Genomic DNA, 20,121 nt, shown 5'->3' on the forward strand with positions numbered 1-20,121 from the left:
AGGTATATCTCGTTCGGCTTTATCGGTACGCCGTTTACGCCATCATGGGGGTAGCTTTTTTGCGTTTCTTAATATTTTAATTGGCGATGCAGGCTGGTCTTCGTGCAAGGATGTCTTTTATTGATGCTTTAAAAGCAGTCTGCTGTTTGTTGATTGTTGCGCATCATTTGGCTATTTACGGTCCTATGCCGGAAATTGCTTATCCGTTATTGCCAAAACTGCTCAATTGGTTACGTGAGCACGGAAGACTTGCGGTACAAGTATTTTTTGTCGTCGCCGGTTTTCTTGCTGCTGCAAAACTTGCGCCACAGGGTTTGTCATTTGTCTCCAATCCAATCAAGCTTATCCGGCAGCGCTATGTGCGATTGGTTACACCTTATTTCGCGGCATTAATTCTTGCGATTGGTGCGGCTGCGTTGGCCAGAATCTGGATGCAGGACGAATCGACACCCGGCGCACCCAATTTATTTCAACTGCTTGCGCATATCTTGTTATTGCATGATCTGCTGAATCAGGAGGTTTTGTCGGCGGGTATCTGGTACGTCGCCATTGATTTTCAATTATATACGTTCACAATTTTGGTATTGTGGACTGCTCATCACATTCAGAATCGATATGTGCCACTGAAAAGGCTTGGCGCGATTTTAATCCTCAGCTTAACTATCGCGTCTTTATTCTTTTTTAACAGGGATCATTACTGGGATGAAACGGCTTTATATTTTTTTGGATCTTATGGTATTGGTATTCTGGTTTATTGGACATCGGTTAGTGAACGCCAGGTATTTTGGCTCATCGTGCTGATTGCGCTGGTTTCTGCTGCACTGTTAATAGATTTTCGTTTGCGCATCGCAGTCGCAGCTGTTGTTATGCTGCTATTGGGTTTGGCACAGTATTTTAATGCGTTACAAAATAGATATATTCCCGGTTGTTTGATCTATCTTGGACGCGCTTCCTATTCCATTTTTCTCATTCATTTCCCGGTATTGCTGATCATCAATGCTGTATTTTTCAGATTTATGCCACATCAGCCTGAAATTCAATTATGCGGTTTACTATTGACGATGTGTGCCAGTATTGGTGCGGGAATTTTACTTTGTAACTGGCTTGAGGCACGCCCCGTAACCAAGCAAGTGCATATCCTGTTGCCTGCAGGCATCGTAGCCTGCGGTTTGTTGGCCATGCTTGAAATTAGGTAACTACTTGCCTTCGGAATGATAAGTTTCGTTCACCAGTAATTGAGTAGAGTGAGACTTGAGACTATCCAAGGCCAAACAATATGGCCAATAGAAGATACAATCCGTTTGTCGCTATTTAAACCACTTTTGCAGGAGGAGTGCATAACGTGTAGGGCAGGTAGTTACCAAGAATTTAATATTGTTTCAGCTGTGGTGGTGTTTTTCAGCGTGTTATAAAAAACTTTACATAAGTTAGCTTTGATTTTTCCAATGACGTTTAATTAAATAAATATTTTAGGGTTGGTAATTCTGGCTACTCGACAAGAACTCTCAGATTTTCTGGCTAAATCCGAGAAGCGTGCATATAAACAAGCAATATTTGCGGTTCGTGATGATCATGTGGCATTAGATATCGTTCAAGATTCTATGATGAAGCTTGCACTGAAATACGCTTCTAAGCCGACAGAAGAGCTGCCACTTTTGTTTCAGCGTATCCTGCAGAATACTATCCGAGATTATTATCGACGACAAAAGATTCGTTCATTATGGACTACCCTGTTTTCAGGTATGACGTCCAATGATCAGGAAAAGAACCAGGAAGACTTCGATATTCTAGAATCTTTGCAGGTAAAGCAGGAATCCGATTTTACAAAAGAACCTGACGCTCAGCTGGAGAGAGTGCAACTGATTGGTTTAATAGAGAAAGCGATGGAAACTCTTCCGCCACGTCAACGCGAAGCCTTCTTGCTGCGTTATTGGGAAGAGATGAGTTTGGCGGAGACGGCTGAAATTATGAGATGTTCGGAAGGGAGTGTAAAAACCCATTGCTCGCGGGCGGTCCATGCGTTGGCGGCAATTCTCAGAGAGAAAGGGGTGAAATTATGAACGAGCAGAAGTTGGGTGAAGAGATTGCCAGATGTCTGGATATCGGTGCCAATGAGACTATTAAGCAGAGTACGTTGTATCGGTTGCAATCTGCTCGCCGAAAAGCCCTGGAAAATTGCCAACCTACAACAGAGGTTATTAATTCTGGTAATGGAACTTCGGTTTACGGTGGGCATGATGGATATTCCAAAACCGGGAAACTGCTATTACTGGTGATAGCATTATTTGTTTTTACGCTGGTTTCCACAACACATTGGCAATTCCTGAAGAAAAATAAGTCAGCTATAAATACCGATACCACGATACTGGTTGATGATTTGCCATCAGATACTTATATTAATAATGAGCCTGAGTTGGATGGCGATTTATCAATGGATACTTATATCGACGATGTGCTCCAACTAATTGATGATGTATCGGTGGATAAGCGTATTGATAGTGAGTCTGAGCTGGCGAATGATATTACGGCGACAGATGCTGCTAGTAATGATGAACCTGAACGGGTTGATGAACTACCGACTGATACTCGTATTGGTAATGAGTTTGATGAATGGTTGGATCCTAACAAATAATTTTTATCACAGGTGACGTACTGGAATTCGTGGATTTCTAGGAATATGGGTGTGAGTGATTCTGACAGGATCCGGCAAACCACATAAAAGTTACCTGCGTTGTTATTGCGGTGTTAAAAAACAGGCATTAAGTGTCCTGAATCTTGCATAAACTGTGTTTCTCTGCCTGCTTTATTTTGTATTTTGTATTGATCGCCTGAAAAACGTTTGCTGGAAAGATTGGAAGAGTACGAAATCAACCAGCAAAACTCCTCTTTACGTCTTCTTAATTATTTTTATTGGTCAATTTTTGCAGCTTGGCAAATGCAGCAAATCCATCCTTTACTCCTTAATAATCTCCCGTCCATGTGGGGCGAAGCACTTTCCGCACAATTACGTGCTGGTGAGAATGTGCTTGGCTGGCTCGAAATTGATCTTGATACCCGGCTTCATTTTGCTGCTAGTATCCTTGTGGTGACCGATCAGCGCTTGCTGGCCAAAATGTCAAGCAATGAAGCGTGGCGGGAATGGATGTACCAGCCAGGCCTGTCAATGATGCAGCGAGACCATGCGGGTGTGGGGTGTCTCGAATTATTTGATTCCCACTCACGCTTGGCGTATTGGCGTTATCGATTAGGCAATGAGTTAACAGTTAATCGATTGATTGAGTGTTTTATGCGGCAGCTCGATTATCAAGTAACCGGTAATATTGCTATGCCTGCTCAGGCACACGTCCAATGTCTGAGCTGTGGCATCGTTTTTCCCGTCGATCAGGAAGAATGTCCGGCGTGTGAGAAACAAATTCATATCCCCCCTTCCACATGGACCCTATTACGTTTATGGCGTTTTGCAAAACCCTATAAAGGGCGTTTGTTATTTGGTTTTTTGTTGACGCTATGCAGTACGGCCGCAACACTGGTTCCACCTTATTTGATTATGCCGTTAATGGATAATGTGTTGATTCCTTATCAGAATGGTCAACCGATCAATACCGATCTGGTAACGCTCTATCTTTCCGGATTATTGGTTGCTGCAATTCTTGCCTGGATACTGGGTTGGGGGCGTACTTACCTGTTGGCATTGGTTTCAGAACGTATTGGCGTAGACCTGCGCACAACGACATATGAGCATTTGCTGCATCTTTCACAGGAATATTTTGGGGGTAAGCGTACCGGTGATTTAATGGCACGTATTGGTGCTGAAACTGACCGGATTAATATCTTCATTTCATTGCATTTACTCGATTTTGCGACGGATGTCATCATGATTTTTATGACAGCATTAATCCTGATATCAATTAATCCCTGGTTGGCATTGGTCACACTGGTTCCTCTACCCATTATTGCCTGGTTGATCCATCTGGTTCGCGACCGGCTGCGGATTGGGTTTGAGAAAGTAGACCGCATCTGGGCGGAAGTGAATAATGTGCTTGCCGATACTATCCCAGGTATTCGAGTGGTCAAGGCTTTTGCGCAGGAAAAGAGAGAGGCAGCGCGTTTTCATGCGGCCAATCAGCGCAATCTGCAAATCAATGATCGAGTCAACAGGGTTTGGTCATTATTTACACCAACTGTCACATTGTTAACTGAGGTAGGGCTGCTGGTGGTATGGGTATTTGGCATTTGGCAAATATCGAAGGATGAAATTACAGTCGGAGTTCTTACGGCTTTCCTTGCTTATATTGGCCGGTTTTATATCAGACTGGATTCGATGAGCCGTATTGTCTCCCTCACACAGAAAGCTGCCGCTGGAACGAAGCGGATTTTTGATATTCTGGATCATGTCTCCAGCGTTCCGGAATCTCCCAATCCTGTTCATTTGTCCACCGTACACGGCCAGATCGAGCTTCGCAATGTGGGCTTTCGCTATGGAACTCGCAGTATTACGCGCAACATTGATCTTGTTATCCAGCCCGGTGAAATGATCGGTTTGGTTGGGCATAGTGGCTCAGGTAAAAGTACTCTGGTGAATCTGATTTGCCGTTTCTATGATGTCACGGAAGGGGCGATTTTAGTGGACGGGCATGATATCCGCTCGCTACCGATTGCTGAGTATCGTAAGCATATCGGTTTGGTACTTCAAGAACCTTTTCTGTTTTATGGCACCATTGCAGAAAATATCGCATATGGTAGACCGGATGCAACGCATTCCGATATCATATCGGCCGCTCGCGCTGCCCATGCTCATGAGTTTATATTGCGCCTGCCGTATGGGTACGATTCGCTGGTCGGGGAACGTGGGCAGGCGCTCTCTGGTGGTGAGCGTCAGCGTATTTCGATTGCCCGCGCGCTACTAATTAATCCACGAATTTTGATATTGGATGAGGCTACTTCATCGGTGGATACGACTACCGAGAAAGATATCCAGAAGGCGTTGGATAATCTGGTGCGTGGCCGAACTACCATTGCGATCGCGCATCGTTTATCGACCTTGCGTGAAGCCAATCGCCTGATTGTTCTGGATCGAGGCAAAATTGTTGAAATCGGCAATCATGCGGAATTAATGTCGCGAGAAGAGCATTATTACCGCCTGTACCAGGCTCAGGCGCGCAATGTTGATACTGAAGAGCGGGGATTTGTTCCTGTTGTCGAACATAGCGCTGCAGGGGAGCATAAATGAGTCGTACATTAGCTTCCCAGTTAACCCGCAATGCTTTTGGGCGGCTGGTTTATAGGGATCAGTCGGGTATGGCACAAGAAAACGTCATTCCGGTGAGATCTTTTCCGATTGCCGATCCGAATCAAGGCATTGCAATAGTCGATTCCCAGGGTCATGAGTTAGTGTGGATAGCAAGCCTGTCCGATTTACCCCAAGACTATCGAAGTCTCATTGAAGAGGAGTTATCGAGTCGAGAATTTATGCCGGAAATAAAGCGTCTGTGCAATGTATCCAGTTTTATCACACCGAGTACCTGGAACGTCGAGACGGATCGTGGAGACACTTTCTTTGTTCTCAAAGGTGAAGAAGATATTCGTCGCTTAACCGCTTCTTCACTGATGATTGTGGATAGTCATGGTATCCATTTTCTTATTCGTGATCGTTTGTCTCTTGATCGTCATAGCCGTAGCTTGTTGGATCATTTTCTATAATGTAGTTGAGAATTATTTTTCTTATCCTGTAAACCGATTGGTTAAGTCTGCGTTAATGGTTTCATGACTTCTACTCTACTCGGATGCATGCCTATATCAAATAGTAATCCTGTAAAGGACATCATATTTCTTGAAATCAAGTACTTGAACGGCCCCAATCTGTGGACTTATTATCCGGCACTGGAAGCAACTGTCGACATTGGCGCTCTTGAAGATTTTCCTTCTGATGCGATTCCCGGATTTTATGACCGTTTATCTGAATGGTTGCCTTCGCTCATTGAGCATCGTTGTAGCTATGAAGAACGAGGTGGTTTTTTGCGCCGGGTTAAGGAAGGTACGTGGCCGTGTCATATTCTGGAACATGTGACATTGGAGTTGCAGAATCTCGCTGGGATGCGTGGTGGTTTTGGTAGGGCGCGCGAAACATCGGTACGTGGCGTATATAAAGTTGCATTAAGCGCATGGCACGAGGAGATTACTCGGGCTGCGCTGCACTCGGCGCGCGAATTGGTGCTGGCTGCTATGAACTTTGAGCAGTTGCCGAGCCCTTCGTATGACGTCGATAGCGCGATTGAGAATCTTCGTGAATTGGTGGATTCCCTCTGGCTTGGACCTTCCACAGCCTGTATCGTGGATGCTGCCATAGCACGGAATATTCCGGCCACCCGGCTCGTTGCCAAGGGAAACCTCGTACAGCTTGGTTATGGTGCACGTTGCCGTCATATCTGGACAGCAGAAACAGATCGCACTCCCGCCATTGCGGAAAGTATTTCCCGCGACAAAGATCTGACAAAAGCGTTATTGCGATCCTGTGGCATTCCTGTTCCTGAAGGATGCATGGTCGAAAGTGAGGAAGAAGCTTGGGAAGCTGCCAATAAAATTGGTCTGCCAGTCGTCATAAAACCCTGCGATGGTAATCATGGTCGGGGCGTTTTTATTGAGCTAAGCTACCGCGAAGAAATTGAATCGGCTTACCAGGTGGCGCACAAAGAAGGTACAGGTGTACTGGTTGAGCAATATATTGCGGGCACCGAACACCGATTATTGATTGTGGGTGGGCAGCTTGTAGCGGCGACATTGGGAGACTCGGTATCGGTTACTGGAGATGGTTTTTCAACGATCACCGAATTAATTGAATCTCAAATCAACTCCGATCCGCGCCGGGGAACAACCGAAGATCATCCGTTGAATATGATTCGCCTTGATAGCGCAGCGAGAATTGAAATTGCTCGCCAAGGCTACTGCAGTAGCTCCGTTGTGCCAAGTGGTGCCAAGGTTCTGGTTCAGCGTAACGGTAATCATGCATTCGATGTAACGGATCAAATTCATTCCAGTACCGCGGTGCTTGCGTCACTCGCCGCCCGTGTTGTCGGACTGGATATTGCAGGTATCGATTTAGTGACGAGCGATATTTCTCGGCCACTGAACGAGCAAGGAGGGGCGATCGTTGAGGTGAATGCTGGCCCAAGTTTGCTGATGCATATCAAACCGGCGGTGGGCACTCCCCGGCCCGTAGGCAAAGCCATCATCAATCATCTATTCCCCGATCAAAACAATGGTCGTATTCCCATTGTTGGCATCACAGGGAGTTATGGCAAAACAGCTGTCGCATATCTGATTGCAAGGTTGCTGATTCTCTCCGGCAAGCAAACAGGGTTGGCCTGTAGTGACGGACTTTATCTGGATTATCGGAAAATAGATAAAAACAACAGCGCAAACTGGGCAGCGGCAAACCGCATCTTGACGAATCCAACTGTGGAAGCTGCGGTATTTGAGAATGGCTTTGACACACTCTTGAATCAGGGGCTGGCTTACGATAGTTGCTATGTAGGTGTGATTACAAATATCGATCCTAATCATCATTTGGGTCAACAGGGAATTGAAACCCTCAAGCAGGTTTTTAACGTACTGCGTACCCAGGTTGATGTCGTCACTCCGACAGCTGCAGCGATTGACGATGTCGAAAAAGATATCCAGTTGCCTATTGGCGCCGCAGTTCTCAACGCTAATGATGAAATGCTGGTCGAGATATCCGAGCTGTGCCATGGCGAAGTCATTTTCTTTAGCATGGATCCGGATTCACCGATTATTACCCGGCATTGTGCTCAAGGAACAGGCTCCACTCAGGGTAAGCGTGCGGTAATTGTGCGTAATGGCGTGATTACGCTAGTCACTGGTTCTGATGAATTATCGCTAATGAAATTAGCCGGGATCACTTCTGATACCGCCGACCCTGGTTCGCGGCAAATGGAAGAAAATATTCTGGCTGCTGTTGGCGCTGCATGGGCGCTAGGCATTGAGTCCAACATCATACGGACAGGTATCGAGTCTTTTGGATTTGCTCAAGAAAACTACAAACCGGGAAATCAGGATTTCCCACTCGGTTTTACAAACTCAAGGGATTAAATTATGAAAATATTACGTATTCGAGCATTACGTGGACCAAATTTATGGAGTCAGCATACTTCCATTGAAGCTGCTGTTCTTTGTAGTGAATTTGAAACCAATATCAATGATATATCCGGTTTTGACGCGAGAGTACGTGAGTATTTCCCGGAAATTCCTTTGTTTCGCTCCACGAGTCATCACGAGACGGTTACCATCGCTCATGTGCTTGGATTCGCTGCGTTGGAGCTGCAGGTCCAGGCGGGCTGCCCGGTTACTTTTAGCCGTACCGTCAAGACATCCGAAGCAAATACCTACTGTGTGGTTGCCGGGTACAGTGAAGAAAAAGTTGGTAGGCTTGCGTTTGAATTGGCGCGATCATTATGTATAGCCGTTGCAGAAAATACTTCTTTTGATTTGAATGGCGCGTTGCTTCAATTACGTGAACTCAATGAAGAGATACGTCTGGGACCGAGTACAGATTCGATTGTTCAGGCTGCCGTTGCTCGCGGCATCCCGTTTCGTCGCCTAACCGAAGGGAGTTTGGTGCAGTTTGGCTGGGGAAGTAAGCAACGGCGTATTCAGGCATCTGAAAGTGATCTAACCAGTGCTGTCGCAGAATCCATTGCGCAAGACAAAGAACTGACTAAAACTCTGCTTCATGCGGCAGGCATCCCGGTTCCTCAGGGTAGAAATGTAGACAGTGCCGAAGACGCATGGGTGGCGGCGTGTGAAATAGGCACACCCGTGGTCGTCAAGCCCCTCGATAGCAATCAGGGAAAAGGTGTTACGGTTAATCTTGTGGACGCCAGGCAGATAAAAGCGGCTTACATCATGGCAGCCGGGTTTAGTGACGATGTTCTGGTTGAGCGGTATGTCCCCGGGTATGATTTTCGTATGCTCGTGGTTGGTAATCAATTGGTTGCCGCTGCGCGGCGCGACCCACCGCAAATTACGGGTGATGGCATACACAGCATTCGTCAATTGGTCGGCCAGGTCAACCTGGACCCCAAGCGTGGCGAAGGTCATGTTGCTTCATTGACTAAAATTCCTCTGGATGAGATTTCCTTATCACATCTGGCCTCGCAAGGATTATCGGCTGAATCCATTCCAGAAAAAGGTGTGCGCGTGGTATTACGCAGTAACGCCAATTTATCGACTGGAGGAACGGCGACTGATGTTACCGATGACGTTCATCCTGAGTTGGCAGAGCGCGTAATTGCTGCAGCCAAAGTGGTGGGTCTGGATATCTGTGGCATTGACGTAGTTTGCAGGAATGTGGCGCTTTCGTTAGAGGAACAGGCGGGAGGCATTATCGAAATCAATGCTGCTCCCGGCTTGCGCATGCATTTGCAACCCTCTTTTGGCAAAAGTCGCGCTGTAGGTGAAGCGGTTATCGATAATATGTTTCCCGGGGGAGATGATGCGCGTATTCCCATCATTGCGGTGACTGGTACAAACGGTAAAACGACCACCACCCGTTTGATTGCTAATATTTTCGAGAAAGACAAGAAACGCGTAGGGCTTGCCTGTACGGAAGGGGTGTATGTAAATGACCAATGTGTGGATACTGGCGATTGTAGCGGGCCTAAAAGTGCAAGAAATATTCTGTTTCATCCGGATGTCGATGTAGCGGTTCTTGAAACAGCACGAGGTGGATTACTACGTGAAGGTTTGGGTTTTGATCGCTGTGATGTGGCTGTCGTTACCAATATCGGCATGGGTGATCATTTGGGTATGGCGTATGTGAATACCGTAGAAGAATTGTCCGTCGTTAAACAAATCGTTGTACAGAACGTCGCCTCCAGCGGTTGTGCCGTACTGAATGCAGCAGATGCGCTTGTTGTAAGCATGGCCGATCATTGCCCTGGATCAGTTATTTTCTTTGCGCAGGACGCTCACCATCCTATTCTGGTCATGCATCGCGCTCAGCATAAATCTGTTATTTACGTCGAAAATCATAGCATTGTTGCTGTGGATGAAAATGGTGAGCACCGGATCCCCTTGAGTGAAATTCCACTCACGAAAAATGGTAGCATTTCTTTCCAAATTGACAATGTGATGGCTGCTGTTGGAGCAGGTTGGGCGTTGGGGCTGGATTGGTCGGTTATTCGCGCAGGCTTGGCAACTTTTGTTAACAACGTGCAGACAGCGCCCGGCCGTTTTAATTTATTCAATTATCGCAATGCGACCTTGATAGCTGACTATGGTCATAACCCGGATGCCATCCAGGCGCTTGTCAGCGCGATTGATAATATGCCCTCAAAAAAACGTTCGGTTGTGATCAGTGCTGCTGGCGATCGTCGTGATGAGGATATTCGTCAGCAAACCAGAATTCTTGGTGATGCCTTTGATGAAGTCTTGTTATACCAAGATCAATGTCAACGGGGACGTGCAGACGGGGAAGTATTGATGTTGTTGCGGGAAGGTTTGGGAAATGCCAGGCGCACTCAGAAAGTCAGCGAAATTGTTGGTGAGGCAATAGCAATCGATATCGCGCTATCAAACCTGGAAGACGGCGAATTGTGCCTTATTCTGGTTGACCAAGTGGAGCAATCCCTGGGGCAAATCAATTACCGTGTTGCGCTGGGCTGAATGCCGTGAAGAAATAAGTGCGACGATTGGGCGCGTCTGGCGTAACCGTCCAACGCTCCCATCTACGCAATCACAATTTTCTGGATTATTCTCCTCTGCATTACCTTACAGGAGGATAAGCCATGGCATTACAGGATGATAAGCAAAATTATGATGGCCGGTTGAGTTTATTAGCTACTTGCCTGCCCAACAGATAAGGTTAACCGACAATTTGTGGCGACCCGGCCCAATCAATTGTGGGTAGCGGAATTACCTTTGTTGCAACGTGGATGGGATTTGTTTATGTAGCTTTTATTACCGATGTTTTTGCCCGGTATATTGTTGGTTGGCGAGTCAGCCGGTCATTACATACCGATCTGGTGCTTGACGCATGGGAACAGGCATTGTGTGCACGGCGCGAAATTAAGGGATTAGTCCATCATAGCGACCACGGTAGCCAATACTTGTCGATCCGCTATACGGAACGCTTGATACAAGCCAATATTGATGCTTCTGTTGGCAGTGTTGGTGATTCTTATGACAATGCACTCGCCGAAACAATTAACGGATTATACAAGACCGAGGTCATACGGCACCGCGGCCCTGGCGCAATATCGACGATGTTGAGTTTGCAACCTTGGAATGGGTAGATTGGTTCAATAATCGCCGATTGTTGGAGCCGATTGGAAATATTCCGCCGGCAGAATTTGAAATGGCCTATTATCGCCAACCAAGAGAGTCAGCCCTTGCAGCTTGACTCAAGGTAAATAGTCTCCGGAAAAACCGGGGCGATTCATTCTTCCTCATTTTAAATCTGATCCATATTAGAACTCCGGGAGTGTTATCAATTGAATCTGCTTAAGGCGCTTGCCACGGTCAGCAGTATGACGCTGCTGTCGCGCATTCTTGGATTTGTCCGTGATTTGCTCATTGCCAGGCTGTTTGGCGCCGGTATGGCGGCAGATGCATTTTTTGTGGCTTTTCGTATTCCGAATCTGTTGCGACGCCTGTTTGCGGAAGGTGCATTTTCCCAAGCATTTGTTCCTATTCTGTCAGAATACAAAAATACACAATCCAGCGAAGCTACCCGGGAACTGATCGACCAGGTGGCGACCCTGCTGGTGATTTCTTTATTTGTTGTTACGTTACTGGGGATACTGGCCGCACCCTTCATTATTTATATCAGTGCACCGGGATTTGCGGAGGATGCTGATAAATTTCTGCTGACAGTAGAATTACTCCGGATTACTTTTCCTTATATTCTGTTTATTTCACTGGTGGCATTGGCAGGCGGGATTCTTAACACCTACAGTTATTTTTCAGTTCCGGCATTCACGCCGGTATTGCTTAATTTATCCTTCATCGCCTGTGCCCTGTGGCTGGCGCCATTGATGAATCCCCCGGTAATGGCACTTGCCTGGGCGGTATTTATCGGCGGTGGGTTGCAGCTGGCATTCCAGATTCCTTTTCTGTTGCGTCTCAAGAAAATGCCGCGACTGCGCCGTTTCAGATTTCGTCAAAGTGGTGCATGGCGTGTGTTGATGCTGATGGGACCGGCGGTATTCGGAGTATCTGTCGGGCAAGTCAGCATGTTGCTTAATACTATTTTTGCTTCTCTACTTGTGACAGGCAGTGTCTCGTGGCTTTATTACGCAGACCGTTTGATGGAGTTTCCGGCAGGATTGCTGGGTGTGGCATTAGGAACCGTGATTTTGCCGTCCCTTTCCCGTCACTATGCCCAAAATGGAACGGAGGAGTTCTCGCGCTTACTTGATTGGGGACTTAGGTTAACCTTTTTGTTAACGCTACCTGCAGCGGTTGCGTTGGCAATTTTATCCACGCCACTGATTACAACGCTTTTTTATTACGGTGCTTTTACCGCACAGGATGTCTGGATGACGCGCGAAGCGCTGATCGCCTATAGTTTTGGATTACTTGGCCTGATTCTGGTTAAGGTGCTGGCGCCGGGCTTTTACGCACGCCAGAATATCAAAACGCCGGTAAAAATTGCTGTCATTACGTTTACTGCCACACAGCTGATGAATCTAGTATTTATCCTGCCATTGCAGCATACCGGGCTGGCGCTTGCCATTGGTCTGGGCGCCTGCCTGAATGCGGGTCTTTTGTATTACAAATTGCACGCCCATCGTATCTATCAGCCTCAGCCTGGATGGATGGTTTTTTTGTTCAAGATTATGCTGGCCGTTGTGTTGATGGGGATCGGGATAGCAATTGCCGCTGGTGATGGTGCCGGATGGCTTGCCGCTACAGCAGCCGAACGTGCGATCAAACTCAGTTGGGTTGTTTTGTTGGGTGGCGGGATTTATGGGACCTGCCTGTGGTTATTGGGATTTCGCCTGCAGGATTTTTCCCGGCAGTAGCGTCGCGGGTAAATCAGTCAGGGTCAGGAAGATCGACTGCAAAGAAACAGGCGTTGTAACTATCCCATAATGCAGAAATTGTTCTTAATCATTCGATGGCATGATCGGTTGTGATAAGCGGAACTCCTCCAGCTTTTTTATTAGAGTCTGCACCAGTGCACGTGCACTTTGTCGACCACTATCAAGGATGATATGGGCGGTTTCTCGGTAGAGTGGATCACGCTGGTTGAATAATTCAATCAATCTCGCCTGTGGATTATCGGTTTGCAGCAAGGGACGGTTTTTATCGAAACGGGTACGCCGTTTCAGTTCATTGACCGGTACACGTAAATAAATAACGGTTCCATTTTTTCGTAACAGTTCACGATTTTCTTCGCGTAACACCGCACCCCCACCTGTTGCCAATACGATATCGGGTAGCAGCACCACTGCCTGCAGTACTTCCGTTTCCCGTTTACGGAATCCTGCTTCTCCTTCAAACTCGAAAATTACCGGAATATTCACACCGGTACGCTGCTGAATTTCGTGATCCGAATCAATAAAGGTTCTACCCATACTGCTTGCCAGTAATTTACCGATCGTCGTCTTACCTGCGCCCATCAGGCCAATGAGAATAATGTTGCCAATGGGCAGTCTGTTGTCATGCCTGGCGCTAGTAGAGGAATTGCCGCGTTGCATGTTTTAATCTTCAAAGAAGGGGGCGGATAACAATATCCTATCCCATAAATTTACAGCAATTATGCGAACCTGGCAGGCGCTTAGCGACATTCCTCAGCACCTTCAAAAACCTTTTTACCTTGTTGCCAATAAGTGGCAGCGCTACCTTTTATCCAGAAAACTTCATTCTCATCCCGGTTGAATCGCACGCCTGATGCGGCAACTGATTGAGGTAACAAGACTTTGCGGCCAGAGAAAAGAATGGTAGCGGTTTCGGCAGTCTCATCAAAGAAAACTGCCAGACGCTCGCCATCAATAGAAATATAGACTTTATCCGCTATGGCGAATAATTGCTCGCTGAAAATTTTATAGTGCAGTGCGTTGATCCATTCATCTGATCCAGGGTCGGGTCCATGTCCATCCCTGTCGTTAATCGCATACTGATGACTGATTGCCTGCAGCCATTCATGACTACCGATTTCGGCATCAATAACCTGGCTCCCTTGTGATTTAGCAGCGATATCAACTTGTTCCATCCAGTCCGTAGAACCAGGAACCGGAATCTCCTGCTCCTTCACGCTGGCACAGGCAGCCAAAATAAAGAACAGCGGCAGTAGGAGAATAAAACGCACTTTCAGAAATGCTTAAAGAAAGCGAGCGACAAAAGCTTTTTCAACGTTACCCGTCAACGGAATTCTGACCCGGTGTCCACTTCCGGGAGCAGCCGTGATTGGATTGCCGCGTAAATCTTCCATAGTTTCCAGCTGGATGACGCGATTACCCTCCGGATGCACAATTTCAAGGCGATCACCAACCACAAAGCGGTTCTTGACCGCTACTTCAACCATGCCATTAACCGTATCAACTTGTTCTATATCACCCACATACTGACTGCGGGCGGATTCGGAATGCCCGCGCAGATAGTTCTGTGTTTCCTGGCTATGATGCCGCTGGTAAAAACCATCTGTATAGCCTCGATTGGCGAGCCCTTCCAGTTGTGCCAGCAGTGAGGGATCAAATGGACGTTGCTGGACGGCATCATTGATTGCCTGGCGATAGACCTGTGCAGTGCGTGCAACGTAATAAGCCGATTTGGTGCGTCCCTCCACTTTGAGCGAATCAATACCGATTTCAGTCAGCTGAGCAACATGCTCTACTGCGCGCAGATCCTTGGAATTCATGATGTAGGTACCATGTTCATCTTCCATGATTGGCATCAACTGGCCTGGCCGTTGCGTTTCCTCGATTAGATAGACTTTGTCCGCAGCAGGATGCCGGGGAATGGAAAGGTTGCCATCCATTAATGCTGAGTTTGCAGTTGACAGCGCCTGATTGAAATCAAAATCAATCTGTTCAACCGGTTCAACGTCGCCACTGGCACTTTCGACGGCATCCTTAACTTTATAATCCCAGCGACACGAATTGGTACAGGTGCCCTGATTGGGGTCACGATGATTGAAATAACCAGAAAGCAGGCAGCGTCCGGAATAGGCGATGCACAAGGCACCATGCACGAAAACTTCCAGTTCCATATCCGGGCAAAGTTCACGAATTTCACGAATCTCTTCAAGAGATAATTCACGTGACAGAATCACGCGCGTCAACCCCAGGGATTGCCAGAATCTTACTGCTGCATAATTAACCGTGTTGGCCTGAACCGAGAGATGAACGGGTATTTCCGGCCACTTTTCCCTAACCAGCATGATCAAACCGGGGTCTGCCATGATCAGCGCATCAGGCTGCAAGGCAATCACCGTTTCCATATCAGCCAGATAAGTCTTGACCTTGGCATTATGTGGCATCAGGTTGCTGGTGACAAAGAACTTTTTCCCCAGCTGATGAGCTTCAGTGATGCCGGCATGAATCTGCGGTAATGAGAATTCATTGTTGCGTGCGCGCAGGGAATAGCGTGGCTGCCCTGCGTAGACCGCATCTGCACCAAACGCAAAAGCGGCGCGCATCTTTTCCAGAGAACCAGCAGGTAAGAGCAATTCAGGGGTTTTCATCATAGTGTAAAATGCCGAGGTTAACCGTGGGGTAGTTTAGAATCAGAGATCATCCTCGAATCCGTCAGACTTCCTGCTCCGGTTTGCTCGACGTATTATCCTTATCTGTCAAATTCCCGGAATTGTATCATCATGGCAGTAAACCCAGCTTTTGTTCACTTGCGCCTGCATAGCGAATATTCCATCGTTGATGGTATCGTGCGTATTGATGAAGCCGTGGCTGCGGCGCACGAAGACGCCATGCCTGCACTGGCATTGACTGATTTGTCCAATGTGTTCGGGTTGGTCAAATTTTACCAGTCAGCTTGCCGGGCAGGTATCAAACCAATTGCTGGCTGTGATGTTTGGATCAGTAATGATCACGAGCCGGACAAACCTTATCGCACCTTGCTGCTGTGTCAGTCGTTATCTGGCTATCTTCGCCTGTGCCAGTTGTTGTCACAAGCTTATCGCCTGAATAATCAGCATGGTCGTGCAGAGCTCAAAAAATGCTGGTTTGAGACGGAAGCTATCGGCAACGAAGGTCTGATCGCTTTATCCGGAGGAATATCGGGGGAAGTTACCCGGAAGCTTTTACTGGCTGATACCCCGGCAGCAGAAGCAGCTGCCCGCGACTGGGCGCGTCTTTTTCCAGACAGATTTTATCTGGAAGTTCAGCGCTGTGGCCAATCCAATGAGGAATCCTGGGTACGGGCAACCTTGCATCTTGCTGCCAGATTGGAATTGCCGGTAGTAGCAACGCACCCGGTGCAATTTATGCAGCCTGATGATTACAAGGCGCATGATGCCCGCGTTTGTATTACGCAGGGACATGTTCTTGGTGATCAGCGTCGCCCAAAGGAATTCACCGGAGAACAATATTTTAAAACTCAGTCACAAATGGCTGAATTGTTCAATGACATTCCGACTGCCCTGACCAATAGTGTAGAGATTGCACGACGTTGCTCGCTGCTGCTGGATTTGAATGTTACCCGGCTACCCACTTTTCCCACGCCAGCAGGTGTGAGCATTGAACAATATTTAAGAGAGCAGGCGCAGACTGGTCTTGAGATTCGTCTTAAACAACTTTTCCCGCAGCCGGAAATTCGTGACAGTAAAAAACCGCCGTATCAGTCACGCTTGAATTTTGAGGTGGATACGATCATACAGATGGGGTTTCCGGGCTATTTCCTGATTGTGGCTGATTTCATCAACTGGGCAAAGCGTCACGATGTGCCGGTTGGCCCGGGACGAGGTTCCGGAGCGGGTTCCCTGGTCGCTTATTCACTAGGGATTACCGATCTGGATCCACTACGTTACGATTTACTGTTTGAGCGCTTTCTCAATCCGGAACGTGTATCCATGCCTGATTTCGATATTGATTTCTGTCAGGATCGGCGTGAACGGGTAATTGAATATGTGCGTAATCGCTACGGTGCGGACAGCGTAGCGCAAATCATCACCTTTGGCACGATGGCAGCCAAGGCAGTCGTGCGTGATGTAGGCCGGGTACTGGATCTGCCGTATAACTTTGTTGATCAACTGGCGAAACTGATCCCATTTGAGCTGGGCATGACCTTACGCAAAGCCCGCGAGCTTGAGCCTGTGCTGAATCAGCGTGCCGCTGCTGAGGAAGACGTGCGAAATCTGCTTGAACTCGCGGAACGTCTTGAAGGTTTAACGCGCAATGTTGGCATGCATGCCGGAGGCGTCCTGATTGCACCTGGAGAGATCTCCGATTTTTGCCCGATTTATTGCGCAAATTCTGGTGACGCAGTGGTCAGCCAATTCGATAAGGACGATGTCGAAAAAATTGGACTCGTTAAATTTGACTTTCTGGGGCTGCGCACACTGACGATTCTGGACCGGGCAGTTGATGATATCCGTCACATTAGCAAGGCTGTGGCAGGAGAGTTGACTTCCTCCTCTTTTTCGCTGGACGCCATTTCCTTGCAGGATAACGCCACATTTAATCTGATGGCCAAAGGCAATACTGTCGGTATCTTTCAGTTTGAATCACGCGGGATGAAAGATCTGTTACAGAAAGCCAAACCCGACCGGTTTGAAGATCTGATTGCCCTGGTGGCACTCTACCGGCCTGGCCCGATGGACCTGATTCCTGATTTTATTGAACGCAAACATGGCAAACGGGTAGATTATCCTGACCCAAGGCTGGAGCCTATACTGGGTGCAACCTACGGCATTATGATCTACCAGGAACAAGTCATGCAGATCGCCCAGGTAATGGGGGGTTACAGCCTGGGCAGCGCCGATCTGCTTCGACGCGCCATGGGCAAAAAGAAAGTTGAAGAAATGGCGCAACAACGGGCTATTTTCGTCAAGGGCGCCATCAAGAACGGCGTCAGTGAACAGAATGCTATCCTGCTGTTTAATCTGATGGAAAAATTTGCCGGATATGGATTCAACAAATCCCATGCCGCTGCCTACGCGCTGATTGCCTACCAGACGGCCTATCTCAAGACACATTACCCTGCTGAATTGCTGGCCGCCTGCCTTTCAGGGGACATGGACGATACGGATAAAGTCAATGTATTTTATGAGGATTGCAGACTTAATGGCATTACGCTGTTACCACCGGACATCAACCAGTCTGTTTACCGTTTTGTACCAATCGATGCTCGAACAATACGCTATGGTTTGGGTGCAATCAAAGGAACGGGAGAAGCGGCGATCAATGCAATTGTGCAGGCACGGCAAAGCAAAGGAGCGTTCACCAATTTGTTTGATTTATGTCAGCGTGCTGACCGGCGCATCATCAATCGTCGCGTTGTAGAAGCGCTGATACGTGCGGGTGCACTCGATTGTCTCGACACCAACCGGGCAGCGTTAATGGCTTCTGTCGGCATTGCAATCGAATATGCCGATCAACGTAGCCAGACAGCCAGACAGTTGAGTTTGTTTGGTGATGATGAGATTGTCAACCAGCCGCCTGCTCTGGCTGCTGTACCTGTCTGGCCGGAAAGAATGCGTCTGCAGCAAGAGAAAATTGCGCTGGGATTCTATTTGAGCGGTCATCCGTTCAACAGTTATGCTGCAGAACTGAAACGATTTATTTCAACTCGGCTCAATCAGCTCAGCCCGGGACGTGATCTCCAACTCATTACCGGCATCATTTTTGCCATCCGCACGCAAATGACACGACGCGGAAAAATCGCAATTGTGCTGCTTGATGATGGTTCAGCACGTGTGGAAGTCGTCGTTTACAACGATCTACTGAGTGAACACGCTGCTCGCCTGAAAACGGATGAACTATTGATAGCCAGAGTAGTGGTCAGCAAGAATGGGCACGATGGAGGTGAACCACGTATCGTAGTAAAAGAAATTACAGATTTTGTTGATATTCGTTCGAGTTACGCAAAAAAGTTAAAACTGACCATCCATGGATCAGAGTTACCGGATTGTACAAAATTACAGGAAATACTTATCGTTCACCGCCCACCAGCAGCTTTGCCCGGTACGGTTGCTGTGCCGGCGTGTCCGGTTACGATTCAATTCAGAAATGCTCAGGCAAGCTGTGAAATCAATCTTGGAGATCAATGGCGTGTTCGTCTACAGGAAACTTTGATTGAAACGCTGGCGGAAACTTTGGGGGTGAATAATGTGGAAATCCTCTATTGAGTAATGGCTTCAACCCCGTCTAATAATCCTTTTCGAATCGATGCCTGGGTGGTTTTGCCGGAGCATTTGTATTGCGTGTGGACGTTGCCGCCGGGTGATGCCGATTTCATGGCCGTATTCCACATTCCATCGATAGGTTGCGAGCGGCATTTATCCAGTGGATTGATGCGGCGACGCCAGCGCCACGGTTGACGGTGGTGCATGATGGGAGTCGATGCAATGACCGGGAATGGCGAAAATGGGTAGGCCCGATTAGCATCGCGTAATCGGGCGGGGTATCACCGAAATGCAAATAAACGGGGTGTTGCCGGAATGTAAATAAGCCTTGTGCGAATAGGCCCGGTTATGCAATAAGCCCGATTACGCTACGCTAATCGGGCCTACGCGGGCTGCACCGGATGGTTAAGCGGGGGGGTGAGTGCAGGTAGGGCGCAATGCCCGTTGGTTATTGTGCCTTACGCAGGTTTATGTTTCATTTCGCAAGTCGAGGCGATGCTCGATTCTTTCCAGACGTTCCATGATCCGGTCGATGGAAGCTTGTTGGCGAGCACCGGTTTCATCACCGGCAATAATTTCCCGGCGCACCAGCGACAGACTGCTCTCCAATGATGAAAGCCTGAGCTTTACCTCCTTCATGTCATCGGCTATGAGATCGACACGCCCCCGGATAGGTCGAAGGTGTTCCAAAACAAGATTTTCACTGCTTTCACTCATGTTCGTTTCTCTCTGGAATAATTTACGTAAAAGTTTAGCACTTACAAACTTAAAACGACAAACAATCCATGTAGGACGCATGTTGT

The 20,121-nt window shown here is 47.7% G+C and carries 14 protein-coding genes and 1 pseudogene; 11 read left to right on the forward strand and 4 right to left on the reverse strand.

The annotated features are described in order from the left end of the window. Positions 1-86: 86 nt before the first annotated feature. The 9 genes and pseudogenes from IPG31_02565 to murJ all read left to right on the forward strand — a co-directional run bounded on the left by IPG31_02565 (position 87) and on the right by murJ (position 13,040). Positions 87-1,196, forward strand: coding sequence for an acyltransferase (locus tag IPG31_02565; GenBank protein MBK6617276.1), 1,110 nt, complete (start codon positions 87-89; stop codon positions 1,194-1,196). 279 nt (positions 1,197-1,475) lie between these two features. Then, the gene (locus tag IPG31_02570; protein ID MBK6617277.1) at positions 1,476-2,060 is read left to right on the forward strand and encodes an RNA polymerase sigma factor; all 585 of its coding nucleotides are present in this window, start codon (positions 1,476-1,478) and stop codon (positions 2,058-2,060) included. Beyond that, entirely contained in the window at positions 2,057-2,632 is a 576-nt protein-coding gene (locus tag IPG31_02575) for a DUF3619 family protein (protein ID MBK6617278.1), read from the forward strand. Before IPG31_02570 ends, IPG31_02575 begins: the two co-directional genes overlap by 4 nt. A gap of 303 nt (positions 2,633-2,935) precedes the next feature. Next, positions 2,936-5,230, forward strand: a complete 2,295-nt coding sequence (locus IPG31_02580) for an ABC transporter ATP-binding protein (GenBank protein MBK6617279.1) — start codon at positions 2,936-2,938, stop codon at positions 5,228-5,230. Then, complete coding sequence (locus IPG31_02585; protein MBK6617280.1) at positions 5,227-5,700, forward strand: DUF1854 domain-containing protein; 474 nt, start codon at positions 5,227-5,229, stop codon at positions 5,698-5,700. The genes IPG31_02580 and IPG31_02585 overlap by 4 nt, the downstream gene beginning before the upstream one ends. Positions 5,701-5,787: 87 nt before the next feature. Continuing rightward, entirely contained in the window at positions 5,788-8,106 is a 2,319-nt protein-coding gene (gene cphA, locus IPG31_02590; protein MBK6617281.1) for a cyanophycin synthetase, read from the forward strand. A gap of 3 nt (positions 8,107-8,109) precedes the next feature. Further along, on the forward strand, positions 8,110-10,680 hold the full coding sequence (gene cphA, locus IPG31_02595) for a cyanophycin synthetase (protein ID MBK6617282.1): 2,571 nt from the start codon (positions 8,110-8,112) through the stop codon (positions 10,678-10,680). A gap of 183 nt (positions 10,681-10,863) precedes the next feature. Beyond that, a pseudogene (locus tag IPG31_02600) lies at positions 10,864-11,416 on the forward strand (IS3 family transposase). Between the two features lie 91 nt (positions 11,417-11,507). Continuing rightward, the gene (gene murJ / locus IPG31_02605; GenBank protein MBK6617283.1) at positions 11,508-13,040 is read left to right on the forward strand and encodes a murein biosynthesis integral membrane protein MurJ; all 1,533 of its coding nucleotides are present in this window, start codon (positions 11,508-11,510) and stop codon (positions 13,038-13,040) included. Between the two features lie 84 nt (positions 13,041-13,124). Here murJ and IPG31_02610 read toward each other — a convergent pair whose 3' ends face one another. The 3 genes from IPG31_02610 to IPG31_02620 form a co-directional block, all read right to left on the reverse strand. Then, on the reverse strand, positions 13,125-13,718 hold the full coding sequence (locus IPG31_02610; GenBank protein MBK6617284.1) for a shikimate kinase: 594 nt from the start codon (positions 13,716-13,718) through the stop codon (positions 13,125-13,127). A gap of 80 nt (positions 13,719-13,798) precedes the next feature. Beyond that, positions 13,799-14,329, reverse strand: a complete 531-nt coding sequence (locus IPG31_02615; GenBank protein MBK6617285.1) for an MliC family protein — start codon at positions 14,327-14,329, stop codon at positions 13,799-13,801. Between the two features lie 12 nt (positions 14,330-14,341). Then, the gene (locus tag IPG31_02620) at positions 14,342-15,706 is read right to left on the reverse strand and encodes a tRNA 5-hydroxyuridine modification protein YegQ (protein MBK6617286.1); all 1,365 of its coding nucleotides are present in this window, start codon (positions 15,704-15,706) and stop codon (positions 14,342-14,344) included. 129 nt (positions 15,707-15,835) lie between these two features. Here IPG31_02620 and dnaE point away from each other — a divergent pair, with 129 nt between their 5' ends. Further along, the gene (gene dnaE, locus IPG31_02625; protein MBK6617287.1) at positions 15,836-19,321 is read left to right on the forward strand and encodes a DNA polymerase III subunit alpha; all 3,486 of its coding nucleotides are present in this window, start codon (positions 15,836-15,838) and stop codon (positions 19,319-19,321) included. Between the two features lie 3 nt (positions 19,322-19,324). Continuing rightward, positions 19,325-19,513: a hypothetical protein gene (locus tag IPG31_02630; GenBank protein ID MBK6617288.1), complete on the forward strand. Its 189-nt coding sequence runs from the start codon at positions 19,325-19,327 to the stop codon at positions 19,511-19,513. A gap of 273 nt (positions 19,514-19,786) precedes the next feature. On the opposite strand, the gene IPG31_02635 is transcribed toward IPG31_02630, so the two are convergent. Next, on the reverse strand, positions 19,787-20,035 hold the full coding sequence (locus tag IPG31_02635) for a hypothetical protein (GenBank protein ID MBK6617289.1): 249 nt from the start codon (positions 20,033-20,035) through the stop codon (positions 19,787-19,789). Positions 20,036-20,121: the final 86 nt, after the last annotated feature.

Source organism: Nitrosomonas sp., assembly GCA_016703745.1.
In the GTDB taxonomy this organism is placed as follows: Bacteria; Pseudomonadota; Gammaproteobacteria; order Burkholderiales; family Nitrosomonadaceae; genus Nitrosomonas.